This is a genomic window from Myxococcus sp. AM010, from assembly GCF_013372585.1.
Lineage (GTDB): Bacteria > Myxococcota > Myxococcia > Myxococcales > Myxococcaceae > Myxococcus > Myxococcus vastator.
The window spans coordinates 24364-40410 of sequence record NZ_JABXEO010000080.1 but is presented as its reverse complement, the minus strand read 5'-3'; the positions used below and the strand labels follow the sequence as shown (position 1 = coordinate 40410).

At 70.2% G+C, this 16047-nt stretch carries 16 protein-coding genes; 7 read left to right on the top strand and 9 right to left on the bottom strand.

The genetic code is table 11. The annotated features are described in order from the left end of the window. Nucleotides 1-31 precede the first annotated feature (31 nt). On the top strand, nt 32-586 hold the full coding sequence (locus tag HV826_RS28910) for an adenine phosphoribosyltransferase (RefSeq protein WP_176420202.1): 555 nt from the start codon (nt 32-34) through the stop codon (nt 584-586). A 63-nt stretch (nt 587-649) separates the two neighbouring features. Here HV826_RS28910 and HV826_RS28905 read toward each other — a convergent pair whose 3' ends face one another. Next, on the bottom strand, nt 650-991 hold the full coding sequence (locus HV826_RS28905; RefSeq protein ID WP_176420200.1) for a hypothetical protein: 342 nt from the start codon (nt 989-991) through the stop codon (nt 650-652). A gap of 184 nt (nt 992-1175) precedes the next feature. Between HV826_RS28905 and HV826_RS28900 the strand changes: the two genes are divergently transcribed. Beyond that, nucleotides 1176-2006, top strand: a complete 831-nt coding sequence (locus tag HV826_RS28900) for an alpha/beta fold hydrolase (protein WP_176420198.1) — start codon at nt 1176-1178, stop codon at nt 2004-2006. 13 nt (nt 2007-2019) lie between these two features. Here the strand turns inward: HV826_RS28900 and HV826_RS28895 are convergent, their stop codons facing one another. Together HV826_RS28895 and HV826_RS28890 are read right to left on the bottom strand one after the other, a co-directional pair. Next, nucleotides 2020-2715 carry a hypothetical protein gene (locus HV826_RS28895; protein WP_255217470.1) on the bottom strand — a complete coding sequence of 232 codons (696 nt, stop codon included), beginning with the start codon at nt 2713-2715 and terminating at the stop codon, nt 2020-2022. Between the two features lie 9 nt (nt 2716-2724). Next, the gene (locus HV826_RS28890) at nt 2725-3018 is read right to left on the bottom strand and encodes a hypothetical protein (protein ID WP_176420163.1); all 294 of its coding nucleotides are present in this window, start codon (nt 3016-3018) and stop codon (nt 2725-2727) included. A gap of 228 nt (nt 3019-3246) precedes the next feature. Here HV826_RS28890 and HV826_RS28885 point away from each other — a divergent pair, with 228 nt between their 5' ends. From HV826_RS28885 to HV826_RS28870, 4 genes are read left to right on the top strand one after another with little or no spacing between them, the layout of a single operon-like run. After that, a complete protein-coding gene (locus HV826_RS28885; RefSeq protein WP_176420197.1) occupies nt 3247-3855 on the top strand; it encodes a TetR/AcrR family transcriptional regulator in 609 nt (202 codons plus the stop codon). Further along, nucleotides 3852-5063: an MFS transporter gene (locus HV826_RS28880; RefSeq protein ID WP_176420196.1), complete on the top strand. Its 1212-nt coding sequence runs from the start codon at nt 3852-3854 to the stop codon at nt 5061-5063. Before HV826_RS28885 ends, HV826_RS28880 begins: the two co-directional genes overlap by 4 nt. Beyond that, a complete protein-coding gene (gene coaD, locus HV826_RS28875) occupies nt 5063-5560 on the top strand; it encodes a pantetheine-phosphate adenylyltransferase (RefSeq protein WP_140794461.1) in 498 nt (165 codons plus the stop codon). Before HV826_RS28880 ends, coaD begins: the two co-directional genes overlap by 1 nt. Continuing rightward, the gene (locus tag HV826_RS28870; RefSeq protein WP_176420195.1) at nt 5557-6303 is read left to right on the top strand and encodes an MBL fold metallo-hydrolase; all 747 of its coding nucleotides are present in this window, start codon (nt 5557-5559) and stop codon (nt 6301-6303) included. The genes coaD and HV826_RS28870 overlap by 4 nt, the downstream gene beginning before the upstream one ends. Before the next feature lie 54 nt (nt 6304-6357). Here HV826_RS28870 and HV826_RS28865 read toward each other — a convergent pair whose 3' ends face one another. Next, nucleotides 6358-8268 carry an alpha-amylase family glycosyl hydrolase gene (locus HV826_RS28865; RefSeq protein WP_176420194.1) on the bottom strand — a complete coding sequence of 637 codons (1911 nt, stop codon included), beginning with the start codon at nt 8266-8268 and terminating at the stop codon, nt 6358-6360. Nucleotides 8269-8511: 243 nt separating this feature from the next. Between HV826_RS28865 and HV826_RS28860 the strand changes: the two genes are divergently transcribed. Next, entirely contained in the window at nt 8512-10122 is a 1611-nt protein-coding gene (locus HV826_RS28860; RefSeq protein ID WP_176420193.1) for a bifunctional UDP-sugar hydrolase/5'-nucleotidase, read from the top strand. A gap of 14 nt (nt 10123-10136) precedes the next feature. Here HV826_RS28860 and HV826_RS28855 read toward each other — a convergent pair whose 3' ends face one another. From HV826_RS28855 to HV826_RS28835, 5 genes are all read right to left on the bottom strand, one after another. Next, nucleotides 10137-10913, bottom strand: a complete 777-nt coding sequence (locus tag HV826_RS28855) for a YdcF family protein (protein ID WP_176420192.1) — start codon at nt 10911-10913, stop codon at nt 10137-10139. 15 nt (nt 10914-10928) lie between these two features. After that, nucleotides 10929-11774: an NAD(+)/NADH kinase gene (locus tag HV826_RS28850; RefSeq protein ID WP_176420191.1), complete on the bottom strand. Its 846-nt coding sequence runs from the start codon at nt 11772-11774 to the stop codon at nt 10929-10931. 75 nt (nt 11775-11849) lie between these two features. After that, entirely contained in the window at nt 11850-13307 is a 1458-nt protein-coding gene (locus HV826_RS28845) for a sigma-54 dependent transcriptional regulator (protein WP_176420190.1), read from the bottom strand. Further along, nucleotides 13304-14887 carry a response regulator gene (locus HV826_RS28840; RefSeq protein WP_176420189.1) on the bottom strand — a complete coding sequence of 528 codons (1584 nt, stop codon included), beginning with the start codon at nt 14885-14887 and terminating at the stop codon, nt 13304-13306. Before HV826_RS28840 ends, HV826_RS28845 begins: the two co-directional genes overlap by 4 nt. A gap of 169 nt (nt 14888-15056) precedes the next feature. Next, nucleotides 15057-15992 (bottom strand): GGDEF domain-containing protein, encoded by a 936-nt coding sequence (locus HV826_RS28835; protein WP_368671013.1) that lies wholly within the window; start codon nt 15990-15992, stop codon nt 15057-15059. Nucleotides 15993-16047: the final 55 nt, after the last annotated feature.

The window sequence follows — 16047 nt, the reverse complement described above, 5'->3', positions numbered from 1 at the left end:
CCGTTTTTCCTCCCCCGCTGGAGCGCACGCCATGAACCTGCCCGTCCCGAGCCTGACCGATACCACCCTCGTCGCCGACCTGAAGGCCCGGCTCCGGGACGTGCCGGACTTCCCCAAGCCCGGCATCGTCTTCAAGGACATCACCCCCGTGCTGGCGGACCCGCGCCTGTTCGGCCGCGTCGTCAACGCCATGTCGGCGCCCTTCCGGGGGCAGCACGTCACGAAGGTGGTGGGCGTGGAGGCCCGAGGCTTCCTGCTGGGTGCCCCCATCGCCCTGGCGCTCAACGTGGGCTTCGTGCCCGCGCGCAAGCCGGGGAAGCTGCCGCACCGCTCGGTGGTGGAGCGCTACTCGCTGGAGTACGGCTCCGACGGCGTGGAGATGCACGAGGACGCCATCCTCCAGGGCGAGCGCGTGCTCGTCGTGGATGACGTGCTGGCCACGGGAGGCACGGCGGAGGCCACCGCGAAGCTGGTGTCCCGGCTCGGCGGCGAGCTGGTGGGCTTCAGCTTCCTCCTCAGCCTGGACTTCCTCGAAGGCCCCAACCGGCTGGGGCGCGAGCGCGTGACGACGCTGCTGACCTTCTGAGCGGCGCTTGCAGACGGTGAAGCGCTCCGGCGGCTCCCGCCGGAGCGCGACGCCGCGCTGGGGCTACGGCACGGGCGGGGGGATGAGCGGCAAGCAACCAGGGTAAGCCGGCATGCAGTACGGGAGGTTCGGCCCGGGGCAACACACCTGTGAGCCGCTACACGTTCCGCTCGTCGAGCACTTCGGACGGCAGGGCGCCGAGGTCTGGGTCCGGTATTCATAGACGCAGGTACCGCCATTGCCACAGAGCGAACCCGAGGGAGCCCCCGGCAGACAGAGGCTGATGGCGCTCTCCTGGACGCCCAGGTCCTCGGAGACGGCCGTCTCCAGCTCCGTCCCACCGCAGCCCGCCAGCAGCACGGCGACCGCGAGCACACAGCTCCCCATGAGCGACTTCAGTTGCATGTGAATATCTCCTGCCGGGGTCATCCCGGGAAACGAAGCAGGATAATACGCGAAACATGAAATAACTGAGACAGCGGCCCTCCGCCCGGCCGGATTGGCCCCTGCCGTGTCGCCTGCTGACATGCAGGCCGGGCCTGCGCACCCTCCGACGAGAACCAACCGACGCTTCCACGGAGGGGACGACATGCCGAAAGTACACACCCGCGGCGGCGCCCGCATCCGCTACGACGACGTAGGCCAGGGCGAGCCCGCGCTCCTCTTCATCCCCGAGTGGTGCACTACCCGGGCGAGCTTCCAGAAGCTGCTTCCCCGCTGCTCCGCCTTCCGGCGCGTCTTGTCCGTGGACATTCGCGGGCACGGCGAGTCCGAAGGAGGCGGCGCCGACTTCGACAGCACCACGGTGCTGGAGGACCTGCTCGCCGTCATCGAGGCCAGCGGCGCGCGGCACATCGTCCCCGTGGCCATGTCCCACGCGGGCTGGTGGGCGCTGGAGTTGCGGCGGGCGTTGGGCCCCGCGCGGGTGCCGCGGATGGTGCTCTTGGACTGGATTGCCACGGAGCCCCGCCCGGCCTTCCTCCGCGCCGTGCGAGGACTCCAGACGGAGCGCTGGCGCGAGGTGCGAGACGGCCTGCTCCGGGGCTGGCTGAAGGGGCTCGACGACGACGCCATCCGCCGCTTCGTGCGCGATGACATGGGCGCGTTCGACGAGGCCATGTGGGCCCGCGCCGGGCGGGAGATTGACGCAGCCTACGCCCGCGAGCGCTCTCCACTGCGAGCGCTCGCGACGCTGGAGCCCATGCCGCTCACGATGCACCTGTATGCGCGGCCGGAGTCACACGACTACCTGGCGGCGCAGGTGGACTTCGGCGTGGAGCATCCGGGCTTCCACGTGCTGAAGCTCCCCGCCACCAGCCACTTCCCGGCGCTGGAGGTGCCGGACATGGTGGCCGCGGGCATCGAGGCGCTCGTCTCCGCGCGCGAGGTCGTCATCCACGCGGGCGCCGTTCCGGCCTGAGGCGGCGCGGGGGCTACCGCAACCCCAGGGCTTCCTTCATGCCATCGGTGCGCTCCCGGGCGCGCCGCATGGCGATGCGCCGGAGTTCGGGGTCCACGGGCAGCGGCATCCACGCCAGGTACCGGGCACCGGCGTCGCCGTCCTTGAACTGCCCGCTCGCGACGACCATCGTCCGGTGCTGGAAGGCCTCCTCCCAGGGGGCGCACCCCGACATGGAGAACTTCTGCACGGTGTCGTCCTTCGCTTGCGTCCAGGCGATGCAGGGGAATTCGGAGCAGTCCACCACCACCACGTCGAGCCCCATGCCGCACTCGTTGGCGGCACGGAAGGCCACGCGCTCGAAGCCCTTGGGCGTGAAGGGCTCGGGCAGTTCGGGCAGCTCGGGCGCGAAGGCGAGGGGCCGTTCTTCGGGCGCCGTGTCCTGCTCGGACTTGGGCTCGACCGAGGGAGGCGTGACCGGCGCCAGGAGCCTGCGAAGCACGGTGGCTTCACCTGCCACCGCCGGCGTGGTCGCGTCCCGCTTCGGAGCCTCCGACGGACGAGGTGCGGGGCGCGCGGCGGGTGCGACAGCGGCGGAGGCTTGGACGGAGGCCTCCCCGGCCGACACGGCCGACACCTGCGACGTGACGGAATCACTGCTGAACCAGACCCCGGCGGAGAATGACAAGGCCACGACGAGCCCCAGGAGCGCGAGGCGAAGCAGTTTCATGGCCACACCTCATTCATCGAGCATGAACTTCACGGGGTGCCCCGCCGCGCCGAAGTAGCCCGCGGGCACGTCCTTGCCGGGAACGAGCGTGAGCGCCGCTCCTTTCTTCTTGCGGACCGCGCGCTTCAGGGACGTGGTCTTTCCTGACAGCCCCACGGAGACCTCGTAGCGCCCGGAGTCATTGCGAGTCGCCAGCACACGCAACGTGCCCTTCCAGTCAGGCCAGCGCACATGGACCTCGTTTCCGGACTCGGCGCGGAGGGCGGTTGTCCCCCGGCCATCCTGCACCTTCAGGGCGACCATCTTCGCGTCGCAGGAAACAGGCGGGTCATTGGGGCCGCACGGCGGCGGCAGGGCCCCGGCATGCCCAGACAGAGGCCCACCATGACTCCCGTCAGCATCACCCCGCGGCAGCGGCGGGCGGTTCGTGTCATGCGCCCCACGCTAGCAGCGGCCCCCAGGGGCAGGTGGGGTTGACGCCCAGCTCTACCCTGCCTATAAGTTGGTCAACCAACCAATAAACAGGTCGCCATGCCCCGTCCATCCAACACCGAGGAGCGCCGTCAGCAGATTGTCGCGGGCCTGCTGAAGGTCATGTCGGAGCGCGGCTACGAGCGCGCCTCCGTGGGTGAAATCGCGAAGGCGGCGGGGTTGGGTCCAGGGCTGGTGCACTACCACTTCAGCGGCAAGCAGGAGATTCTCCTCACGCTGGTGGAGCAGCTCGCGGCGCGGGCGCGGCAGCGGGTGGCGGCGCGGCTGGAGCGGGTGAAGGGCCCGGACGCCCGAGCTCGCGTGGAGGCCTTCGTGGAGGCCTTCCTCGCCACGGGCGACGACGCGGCACCAGCGGCCGTCGCGAGCTGGGTCACCATCAGCGCGGAGGCCATCCGTCAGCCCGAAGTCCAAGCCGTCTACGAGCAGGTGGTGCGCGCCGACCTGGAGCACCTGACGTCGCTCGTCGCCGCCGTGGTGGGGCGGCGCAAGGCGCCCGCGCTGGCGGCCGGGCTGTTCGCCGCCGTGCAGGGCTACTTCGTGCTCGCCGCCAGTGTCCCGGGGTTGGTCCCCGCGGGCTCCGCCGCCAGCACGGTGAAGCGCATGGCCGCGGGGCTGCTGGACTCGGCCGGCGCGAAGGAGGACGCATGAGGACGGCCACGAAGCTGGGGCTCCTCTCCAGCCTCTACCTGTCGCAGGGGCTCCCCTTCGGCTTCTTCACCCAGGCCCTGCCCGTGCTGCTGCGCCACCAGGGCCTGTCGTTGCCCTCCATCGGCCTGGCGCACCTGCTGGCGCTGCCCTGGGCGCTCAAGTTCCTCTGGGCCCCGCCCATGGACCGGCACGGCTCGGCGAGGTGGGGCCGGCGCCGCGGCTACATCCTGCCGCTGCAGTGCCTGTCGTCGGGGCTCCTGCTGGCGCTCGCGCTCCCTGAAGGCGGCATGGACACGCGGCTGCTGATGGCCGCGGTGCTGGGCATCAACCTCCTGGCCGCCACGCAGGACGTGGCCACCGACGGGCTGGCGGTGGAGTTGCTCGCGCCGTCCGAGCGCGGCTGGGGCAACGGCGTCCAGGTGGCGGCCTATCGCGTCGGGATGATTCTGGGCGGAGGCGTGATGCTCGCCGTCTTCGACGCGGTGGGCTGGCGCCCCACGTTCCTCGCGCTGGGCGCGCTGCTGCTCCTGGCCACCGTGCCCATCGCCCTCTTCCGCGAGCCCCCCACCGCGCCTCCGCCCGCGCAGAGCCTGGGCCTGTGGTGGTGGCTGAAGCGGCCAGGGGCCGGCGCGTGGCTCACGCTGCTCGTCGTCTACAAGGCGGGGGAAGCCCTGGCCACCGGGATGCTGCGCACCTTCCTGGTCGACGCGGGCCTGTCGCTGACGGCCATCGGCTGGATGCTCGGCGGCGTGGGCTTCACCGCGGGCCTGGTGGGCGCGCTGCTGGGAGGCGGCCTGGTGGTGCGGCTCGGGCGGCGGCGGGCGCTGCTCGTCTTCGGAGTCCTCCAGGCCGGCGCGGTGCTGCTGTACGCCCTGGTGGCCCATGGCGCCACGTCCCTGCCCCTGCTCACCCTCGTCTGCGCCGTCGAGCACGTGGCCAGCGGCATGGCCACCGCGGCCGTCTTCACCGCGATGATGGACGCCTGCCGGCCGGAGCACGCCGCCACGGACTACACCGTGCAGGCCTCCCTGGTGGTGCTGGCCACGGGCGCCGCCGCCGCGCTGAGTGGCTTCAGCGCCCAGGCCCTTGGCTACGCCGGCCACTTCATGCTGGCCGCGTTCCTGTGCGCGGCGGGCACGCTGTACGCCGCCCTCACCTTCCACCCGCCCCGGAGCCTGGCCTCCGAGGCCGCTCCCGAGGTGTCGTGATGACCATCGCCGTCTACGCCGGCAGCTTCGACCCCGTCACCGCCGGCCACATGTCCGTTGTCCGGCAGGCGGCCCGCCTCTTTGGCCACGTCGTCGTGGTGGTGGCCGTCAACCCGGACAAGGAGAGCCTGCTGTCCGCCGACGAGCGCGTGGCCCTCCTGCGCGAAGCCGTGGCGCACCATCCCAACGTCACCGTGGCCCGCACGCAGGGGCTCATCGTCGACTTCGCGCGGGACATCGGCGCCAGCGTCCTGCTGCGCGGCGTGCGCGGCGCCACGGACGCCCAGTTCGAGACGACGCTGGCGCAGAACAACCGCGCGCTGGCGCCCGAGCTGTCCACCCTCTTCCTTCCCGCCGAAGCCCACCTGGCCGAGGTGAGCAGCAGCGGACTCAAAGCGCGCGTGGCGCGCGGCGAGGACGTTTCCGCCTTCTGTCCACCGGCCGTCGCGGCGAAGCTTCGGGAGCGACTCGACCCTTCCCTCCGGAGCCTGCCTTGAGCCTGTCCTTCCTCACCCTTGGCATCGGCGACGCCTTCTCCGCCCTGCGCTATTCGTCCTGCTTCGCCGTGGAGGCGGAGGACCAGGTCCTGCTGGTGGACTGCCCGCACCCCATCCGGAAGATGATGCGCGAGGCGTCCGAGTCCTCCGGCGTGCCCCTGGACGCGGACCGCGTCAGCGCCGTGGCCCTCACCCACCTGCACGCGGACCACGCGTCGGGCCTGGAGAGCCTGGGCTACTTCTCCTTCTTCGTGCTGCAGCGGAAGCTGGAGGTGCTGGCCCACCCCGCCGTCGCGGACCGGCTGTGGGAGGGCAACCTGGCCGCGGGCATGGAGTGCCTCATCGAGCGACGCGGGGAGGCGCCGAACGACAAGCACTTCGAGGACTACTTCGACCACACGCCGCTCTCCACGGAGACCGCCGTGCGGCACGGGCCCTTCCTCATCGAGAGCCGGATGACGTACCACCACGTCCCCACCACCGCGCTGCGCATCCACGCGGGGGGGCGCTGCCTGGGGTACAGCGCGGACACCGCCTACGATGAGGGCCTCATCGACTGGCTCTCCAAGGCGGACCTCATCATCCACGAGACGAACTACGGCGTGCACACGCCCTACGAGAAGCTGGCGGCGCTGCCCGCCGAGCTGCGCGCCCGGATGCGGCTCATCCACTACCCGGATGACTTCGACACCAGCGCGAGCGTCATCGAACCGCTCGCGCAGGGCCGGCGCTACAACGTCTGAGGCGCGAACAGACGCCCGGGAGACTCCACCCCGGGCGCCCGGCGCCGCCAGGCGCTACTGCGAGAAGATGACCAGCGAGTAGGGGCCGATGGCGAACGACGCGTTGTGCGACAGGCCGTCCTTCGCGCCGCTGTAGGCCACGGTGTCAATCGACGCCGTGTTGCCGAAGTCGCCCGAGTACCCGTTCCAGTCGCTGTTGAAGCGCGTGTACCACATGCCCCCGCGCGGGAAGCCGATGTTGTAGCTGGGGAAGTACGTGCCGCTGAAGTTGGCGACGATGACGACGTCATCCCCGGGCCCGCCGCTCTCCCAGCGGTGGTACGCAATCACCTTGCCGCTGTTGTTGACGTGGTGGACGTTGACGTTGCCGCCGCGCAGGCCGCGCGTGTTGTTGAACCAGTTGCGGCGCAGGCGGATGAGGTCGCGGTACAGCGTCCGGATGCCGCCGTAGGTGCTGTTCTTCCCCCAGTCCACCGGGTCCGTGTCCTGGAAGTAGCCGTCCTCGAGGAACTCCTGGCCCTGGAAGATCATCGGGATGCCGGGCGAGGTGAAGACGACGCCCGCCGCCAGCGTGGAGCGCTTCTTGGCGGCCCAGCTTCCCGCGTTGCCCGGCCAGATCTCCTCCGGGACGCGCGCCTTGCCGTTGGCCACCTCGTCGTGGCTCTCCGAGTAGATGACGCGCGCGGTGTGCCGCCCGCTGTAGCGCTGGGTGATGGCGGTGCGCACCGCGTTCATGTCACGGCCGCTGTCGTTCGGCGCGATGACCGCCGCGCGGATGGCGTGCACGAAGTCGCCGCCCCACTGCGAGTCGAAGTCCGCGCCGCCCGCGGTGTCGGACGAGGAGCCGTTGGTGATGGAGTCACCGCCGCCGAAGTCCTCGGCGATGCTGATCTTCCAGGGCTGCGTGGAGTTGATTTCCCGGTTGATGGAGCGGAACACGCGCCACGCGTCGGGGATGGCGGTGGCGTCGCTGCCATTCTGCGTGCGCATGTACTTGGTGGCGTCCCAGCGCAGACCGTCACCACGGAAGTTGTGGAGCAGGTTCATCATCGAGTCGCGGATGTACGCGCGCACCTCGGGGCGGCCGTAGTCCGGACGCGTGTCCCCCCACGGCGTGCTCTTGCGGGAGTCGTTGTAGAAGTACTCGCCGCCCGAGCCGAGGCAGTCGCCGCTGTAGCACCACATGGGCAGGTCGCTGGGGCCATAGTGGTTGTGCACCACGTCGAAGATGACGCCGATGCCGCGCATGTGCGCCTCGTCCACGAAGCGCTTCATGTCGTTGGGGTGGCCGTAGGCGCTCTCCGGCGCGAACGGGAAGGCCGCGTTGTAGCCCCAGGAGAAGTCACCGGCGAACTCGTACGCGGGCATGACCTTGACCATGTTCGCGCCCAAATCCCGGACGTGGTCGAGCCTGGCGATCGCGCTGTTCCAGTTGCCGGGGCCCCAGCCGGGCGAATCATTGAACGTGCCGACGTGCAGCTCGTAGATGATCATCTCGTTGAAGGCCGGCGTGCTGAACTGCTGCGCGTTCCACCAGTACTCGCCGTGGTCGTAGATGATGCTGGAGCCGGTGGAGTTCTCCTGCCACGCCGAGCGAGGGTCCGCCCGCCACGCGTCGCTGCCCCACTGGTTGCGGGTGATGAACTTGTACTTCTGGCCCTTCACCGCGCCCGCCACGTCGCCGGAGAAGTTGCCGTTGAACTCGTTGCCCAGCTCAATCCAGGTGCCCCAACCATTGAAATCACCGGAGACGAACACCCGGCTCGCCAGCGGTGCCCAGGTCCGGAACGTGGTGCCCCCCGCATAGACGGTGGCGCCCATGCCGGGCCGCGTGGACGAGCTGAGCTGCTGGCTGATGACGGCCGTCTCTTCCGTCGAACCCTGCTGCGCTTCGAACGCGGACTCCCCGCAGCCGGCCATCAGACCGGCCAGCAGGAGCGCGCCCCACCTGTTGCAGTGCATCATGGATGACAACCTCCCTTGGTCAGGGAGCGTCCTAGCAACCGGCGTGAATCCAGCGCAAACGGCTCTACCCGGAATCTGTAACTTTCCACCATACCGAGTCGCGTTGGATGTATCAGTCGGGACACCCGGGTCGCTGTGTGACACGGCGCGTGAAGTCCCCGGTGCTCGCCATCCACGCCTGAGTGCGATAGGCCCCGCACGTTGCGCCCCACCCAGGGAGCGCGCTGGGGAGAGCGACGCACGATGACGAAGAAGACCGCGCTGGCCCGACGTGAGGCCCTGCTCGCGTTGGCCGCCGTCCTTGCCAGCGGATGCGCCACGAGCGCCCCTTCCCCTACACCCACGCAGCCCTCCGGCACGGTGCGCCTGACGCTCCTGCACCTGGCGGACGTCTATCAGGTGCAGGCCGTCGAGGGAGGACGGGGAGGGATGGCCCGCGCCGCCACGCTGCGCAAGCAGGTGCTTCGCGAGACGCCCCACGTCCTGACGGTGATGGGGGGCGACACGCTGTCTCCGTCCGTGGAGTCGCTGGTGGAGGTGGACGGCAAGGCGCTCAAGGGGCGGCACATGGTGGACGCGTGGAATGCGTTCGGCCTGGACTACGCGGTGCTGGGCAACCACGAGTTCGACTTCGGCGACGACGTGCTGCGCGAGCGCATCCGCGAGTCCCGCTTCACGTGGCTTGGGGCCAACGTGCGGGACGCGAAGTCGGGGGGGCTCTTCGCGGGCGTGCGGGCCTCCGCGGTGCGCGAGCTGGGTGGCATCCAGCTGGGCCTCTTCGGCGTGGTGCTCCAGGAGACGAAGGGCACCACCAAGGCCGGCAAGGACACGCTCTTCGGGGACGTCTGCGAGGCGGCCCAAGGCGCGGTGGCGAAGCTGCGCGAGGCCGGCGCCCAGGTGGTGGTGGCCCTCACCCACCTGACGGCGGACCAGGACCGGGCGCTCGCCCGCTGCGTCAGGGTGGACGCGGTGCTGGGGGGGCATGACCACGAGGCGCTGGAGGACCGAAGCACGGGCACGCCCATCTTCAAGGTAGCGGCGGACGCGGTGGACCTGGGCAGGCTCACGCTGGACGTGGACGCGGCGACGGCCACGGTGCGCCAGGTGACGTGGCAGACGCTGCCGGTGACGCGCCAGGTGCCGGAGGACGCGGCCTTCAACGCGGCGATGCAGCCCTACGCCGCGCTGTTCAACCGGCTGTCCGAGCGCGTGGGCCGCACCCCGGTGGCGCTGGAGGCGCGGTCCGCGCTGGTGCGCACGCAGGAGACGAACCTGGGCTCGTTCGTCGCGGATGCCTTCCGCGCGGCGGCCGGGGCGGACGTGGCGCTGGTCAACGCCGGGGCGCTGCGCGCGGACGCGGTGCTGCCCGCGGGCGGGGTGACGCGGCGGGATTTGCACGCCATCTTCCCCTACGCCGATGAGCTGGTGGTGCTGGAGGTGAAGGGCGACACGCTGCGCGCGGCGCTGGAGAACGGCGTCAGCCTCAGCCGCGAGGACTCACGCCCGGGCCGCTTTCCGCAGGTGTCCGGGCTGGCGTTCACCTTTGATTCGGACCGGCCCGCCGGACAGCGGGTGCTGGGCGTGAAGGTGGGCGGCAAGCCGCTGGACACCGCGGCCACGTACCGGCTGGCCACGCTGAGCTTCCTCGCCAGCGGCAAGGACGGCTACGACATGCTGAAGAACCAGCCGTCCACACCGGCCAGGGTGACGGGCAACTCGCCGCTGGACGTGCTGGCGGAGGCGTTCCGCACCGGCACGCCGTCACCGCATGCCCAGGCGGATGGCCGCATCTCCCGGCTTGGCACCGGCGCGCTGGCGCCTGACGCGCGTCAGCCGCGCGCGCCGCTGAAGTAGGACGGGCGCGGCGCTCAAGGCGCCGTCCAGCCTCGCACGCGATACACCGCGCGCCCCGCCAGCTCGCGCAGGGCGTCGGTGCTCAGGTTGAGCGCCCCTGCCCTCGGCAACCAGCTCATTCGCCGCAGCGGCGTCTTCGACGCCCGGGAGTCCACCGGCAACAGGTCCGGCCGCAGCCCCACCGCCGCGAAGCACCCCGCGGCGCGCGGCATGTGCGCGGCGCTCGTCACCAGCAGCAGGGACTTCCACCCGCGCTCCTGGATGATGCGCGCCGACTCCACCGCGTTCTCCCGCGTATTGCGGCTGCGCCCCTCCGTGACGATGCGCCCCTCCGGAATGCCCCACTGCTGGAGCTGCCGGCGCAGCACGTCCGCCTCCACCACCGCCTCGGGCCTCGGGTCCAGCGAACCGCCGGAGAGGAGCACCTGCCGCGCCCGGCCTTCGCGCAGCAGCTCGAAGCCCCGCAGCACCCGCTCCACCGCCGCGTTGTACTCCGGCACGCCGGTGCGCTCCGTGGCGGATGGATCCAACCCGCCCCCCAGGACGATGACGGCGTCATACGGGGTGCCCGGCTGGAAGGTCCGCGCCGCCCCCGCCTCCGTCGCCCGCATCAGCCCCATGGCCACCGGTTCAATGGAGAAGGCGTACAGCACGCCCCCGCCCAGCACGCTCAGCACCCGCGACAGCCGCTCACGGCGCCGCCGCAGCCCCCAGGCCGCCAGCCACAGCAGCAGCGCCCAGGAGAGCGGCGCCAGCAGCAGGTCCAACACCTTCGACAGGAACAGGAACACGGCGCCCGGCGCCCCTCAGCGCTCGCCCCAGTGGAGCTTCTGCCGGAGGATGGAGAAGTAGGCCACCTTCGGGTTGCGCACCAGGTTCACCCGGTTGGGCGAGCGCACCACCTCGATGCAGTCCCCGCCCTGGAGCCCGTGGCCCGTCTGCCCGTCAATGGTCAGGTACGTGTCCGCCGTCTCACTGCGCAGCGTCACCCGGATGGTCCGGTCCGCCGGCACGACGATGGAGCGCTGCGTGAGCGCATGCGAACAGATGGGCGACAGCACGGTGCAGTCCACGGACGGATGGACGATGGGCCCGCCCGCCGACAGCGAGTACGCCGTGGAGCCGGTGGGCGTGGCCAGGATGACGCCGTCCGACTTGTAGGTCGTAATCGGCACCCCGTCGATGGCCGTCTCGTGGTCCGCGATGCGCGCCAGCGCGCCCTTGTTGATGACCACGTCATTGAGGACCTCGTCCTCGATGAGCACCCTGCCGCCGCGCAGCAGCCGGCAGGTGAGCTTCATCCGGGAGTCCACCTGGGAGCGCCCCGCGAGCACCTGGTCCAGCATGGGGTACAGCTCTTCCACCGGGACTTCCGTCATGAAGCCCAGGCTGCCCAGGTTGACGCCCAGAATGGGGACCCCGCGGCCGCCCAGCAGGCGCGCCGCGTAGATGAGCGTGCCGTCACCGCCCAGCACCACCATCAGGTCCGCCCGGGCCACCAGCTCCCGGTCATCCACCCGCGGCCAGCCCAGCTCATGGGCCAGCGAGCGGTCCGCCAGCACCGTCAGGTGGGGGTACCGCTCACGGATTTGAGCCGCGAGCGCTGCCGCCTCGGGCTTGTCCCTCTTCGCGACGATTGCCAGGGTCTGCACGCAACCCCGTCTTCTAGTCCAGGAGGGCCCCGGGCGGGCATTGGAAACGCCCGGGTGCCCGCCGGCTGACACACGTCAGGACGCGGCTTCCAGCGCCTCGCCGTCGTCCTGGGAGGCCACGCGGGGCTTCATGGACCGGCCGGCCACCTCGTACTGCTTGAGCAGACGGCGGAAGTTGGAGCGGTCCACGCCCGCCGCGCGCGCGGCGCTGGAGACGTTCTGGTTGTTCTTCTCCAGCAGCGCGGACAGGTACCGGCGCTCGAAGGCGCGCATCGCCAGGCGCTTGGCCTGGGCGTAGGGCAGGTGTGCCAGGCTGAACACCTCCACCGTGGAGTCCGGCTGGGGCGCGGACTGGAAGCCCGGCGGCAGGTCCTCCACGTCGATGACCTCGTTGCCCGTCAGCACCACCGCGCGCTCGATGACGCTCTCCAGCTCGCGCACGTTGCCCGTCCACCGGTTGCAGGTGAGGGCCTCCATGGCGCGCGGGGAGATGCCCGTCACCTTCTTGTCCGCCTTGGAGGCGTAGACCTTCAGGAAGTGGTGCGCCAGCAGGGGCACGTCCTCGGGCCTGTCCCGCAGGGGCGGCAGGTCGATGGTGATGACGTTGAGGCGGTAGAAGAGGTCCTCGCGGAACTTGCCCTGCTCCTTGGCGCGGGACAGGTCCACGTGGGTGGCGGCGATGACGCGCACGTCCACCTTCACCGGCTCGTTGGCGCCCACGCGTTTGACTTCACCCTCCTGGAGCACGCGCAGCAGGCGGACCTGGGTGGCCGGGGGCACGTCGCCAATTTCATCCAGGAAGATGGTGCCGCCGTCGGCCGCCTCGAAGAGGCCCTTCTTGTTGCCGGTGGCGCCAGTGAAGCTGCCCTTCACGTGGCCGAAGAGCTCGCTCTCCAGCAGCGTCTCCGTCAGCGCCGAACAGTTGACGGCCACGAAGGGCTTGTCCTTGCGCGCGCTGCGGTAGTGGATGGCGCGGGCCACCAGCTCCTTGCCGGTGCCGCTCTCACCCTGGATGAGCACCGTGGCCGTGGAGTGGCTCACCGTCTCCACCAGCTTGAAGACGGAGCGCATCTGCGTGGACTGGCCGATGAGGTCCTCGAACTGGCTGCGGACCGTGAGGGCCTCCTCCAGCGCGCGGGTGCGGTCCTTGAGCGCCTTGCGCTCGGCCGCCTTGGCCACCGTGAGGCTGACCTCGTCGATGTTCTCGAAGGGCTTGGTGAGGTAGTCGTACGCGCCCGCCTTCACCGCCTCCACCGCCGTCTCCACGGTGGCGAAGGCAGTCATCATGATGACCTCCACGTCCGGGCGGTCGGCCTTGATGCCGCGCAAGAGGTCCATGCCGGACAGGTTGGGCATCTTGATGTCGAGGACGACCACGTCGATGGTGGGGTCCTTGGCCGCCGTCAGGCCCTCCACCGCGTCGTCAATGGCCACCACCGGGTGGCCCTCGCGCTGGAGAATCTGCGTCACGGCCTTGAGGACGACGGAGTCGTCATCCACGACGAGGACTTTGGCGCGCTTGACTTGGTTCACGGCAACCTCTCCAACTGCAGGGGGATGGGCAGAAAAACGGTGAAGCAGGAGCCTTCGCCGACCTGGGTGTCCACGTGGAAGCTGCCCGCGTGGTCCTGGACGATGCGGTAGGCAATGGAGAGCCCCAGGCCGGTGCCTTCACCCGGGGCCTTGGTGGTGAACGACGGCTCGAAGATGCGAGGCAGGTGCTTCTGCTCGATGCCCGTGCCGGTGTCCGTCACCGCGAAGAAGCAGCGGTCGCCTTCGCGACCCGTCACCAGCTTCAGCTTGCCCTCACGCGTGGGCAGCGACTGGAGGCCGTTCTGCAGCAGGTTGAGCACCACCTGCGCGAGCTGGCCGGGATCGCCGTACACCTGGGGAAGGCCGTCCGCGAGCCCCAGCGACAGCTCCACCGTGGGCATGGACTTGAGCTGCGCGCGGAACAGCACCGCCGCGTCCTCCACGCACTTGGAGAGGTCGAAGGGCCGCCGGTCCTCCACGCGGCTGTGGCGGCTGAACTTGAGCAGGCTCTCCACGATGCGCTTGCAGCGCAGCGCGCTCTCCTCGATGAGGCCCAGCGACTCCAGGTCCGCCTTGCTGCGGCCCGCGTCACGCGACATCAGCTGCGCGAAGGCGAGGATGCCGCCCAGCGGGTTGTTGATTTCGTGCGCCACCCCGCCGGCGAGCTGGCCCACCGCGGCCATCTTCTCCGTCTCGATGAGCCGCCGCGTCATCGACTGCTCCTCGGTGACGTCCCGGTAGGTGCAGACGACGCGCTCGTCCCCCGTCATGGGGTAGGCGGCCACCACGAAGGTGCGCCCACCCTGGCGGACCTCACCGCGCGCGCCCTTGCCGCTCTCCACCGCCGCCGGCAGCGGGCAGCCCGTGCAGGGCTCGTTGCGGCCGAAGAGGTAGCGGTAGCACGTCGTGTCGGAGGGAATCTCCTCGATGGAGCGCCCCGCCACGTCCGCGTACGCGAGGTTCGCCCGCCGCACCGCGAAGTCCCGCGCGCGCACCACGCACAGCGGCGTCTCCATGCAGTCGAAGGACAGCTCCCACTCGCGCTTGGCCTGGCTGAGCATGCGCGTGCGCTGGGCGACGCGCTCCTCCAGGTCCGCGTTGAGCAGCTTCAGCTCCGCGTTCTGCGCCTGCGTCACCGTGTAGAGCCGCTCGTTCTCCGCCTGGAGCGCGTACTGCTCGAAGGCGCTCTTCACCGTCAGCACCAGGTGGCTGTCGTTCCAGGGCTTGGAGATGAAGCGGAAGATCTCCGACCGGTTGATGGCCTCTTCGATGGCCTGCTGGTCCGCCTGGCCCGTCAGCATGATGCGCTGGGCCCGCGGCTCCTGCTGCTTCACCCGGGTCAGGAAATCGACGCCATTCATCCCCGGCATGCGGAAATCGGAGATGACGACCTCGGGGTGGAACGCCTCCACCGCCCGCAGGCCCTGCTCGGCGTCCGTCGCCGTCTCGATGTCCCAGTCACCGCGGCGCAGCACCCGGCGGATGGACTTGAGGATGTTCTCCTCGTCGTCGACCAGGAGCAGCCGCCCTCGTGGCGATTCGGCCGGCTGGCCGTGGACATGTGCGGCTTGAGAACCCATGAATTGTTTCCGCCCCTGGACAAGTGCAATGGCCCTGCCAGCAGGAACTCCCTGCCCAACAGTCTGGAATCACGGGCCTTGACATTTCCCTGGCGCGAAACAACAACGGGTCTCATTAGACCCATCCCCACCAAATGGGTCAATATGGACCCCGGGTCTTTGACCCGGGCTAGGTTCCGAGCGGACCGACCGGGAGCTGGGGATGGAGGCAGATGCGATCCCTGCCATCCCGTTTGGCCTGGTAGAGGGCCTCGTCGGCCGTCAGGAGCAGCTGCTCCGGGGTGAGGACGGTGCGGTGAGGGAAGCTGGAAACCCCAAATGAGGCGGTGACTTGCAGGCCGTCCTCCACCTCCAGCCGCAGGGCGCGGAGCTCGCGGCGGACACGCTCGGCGACGGTGAGCGCCCCGGTGAGGTGGGTGCGGGGCAGCAGCACCGCGAACTCCTCTCCGCCATAGCGGGCCACCAGGTCCGTCTCGCGCACGCCCCGGGTGAGCGCGGCGGCCACCTCGCGCAGCACGCCGTCGCCCGCGGAGTGGCCGTACTTGTCGTTGATTTCCTTGAAGTAATCCAAGTCCAGCAGGATGAGCGCCAGGGCGTCGTCGTAACGCTGGGCGCGGCGGAACTCCTCCCTCAGCCGCTCCTGGAAATGCCGGTGGTTGTGGACGCCCGTGAGGCCGTCCGTCGACGACAGCCGCTGCAGCTCGCTCACCTGGGCGGCGAGCGCCTCCATCCGGGTCTGCGCGGACAGGGCGCGATGCACCCGGGCCACCAGTTCATCCGGCGCCCATGGGTCAAACATGACTTCAGCACCACGACGAAGGGCCTCCAGCCAGAGGTTCCTGGGCTCGGGTGGGGTCAGGAGCACCACGGGGGGACCCACCAGGCCTTCCCCGGGTATCAGGCGTTCGAGCAGGTCCAGGCTGGCCTGGGCGTCCGCGTCCGGGCAGAGCACCACCAGCGAGACCTCCCGCGCCAACCTCGGCACCTCCGGGCCGTGGGCGGTGATTCGGAGGGCGAACTCCTCCGGGCCCAGCGCGCGGGCCAACCGAGGCAACGTCGACTGCGAGTCGTCCACTACCAGCAGGGTGAAGGGCCTGGAGTTCACAGTGTCCCCGCAAAATGATGATTTCACGGTAGCACAGGCCTGCGGCGGAGTGCGA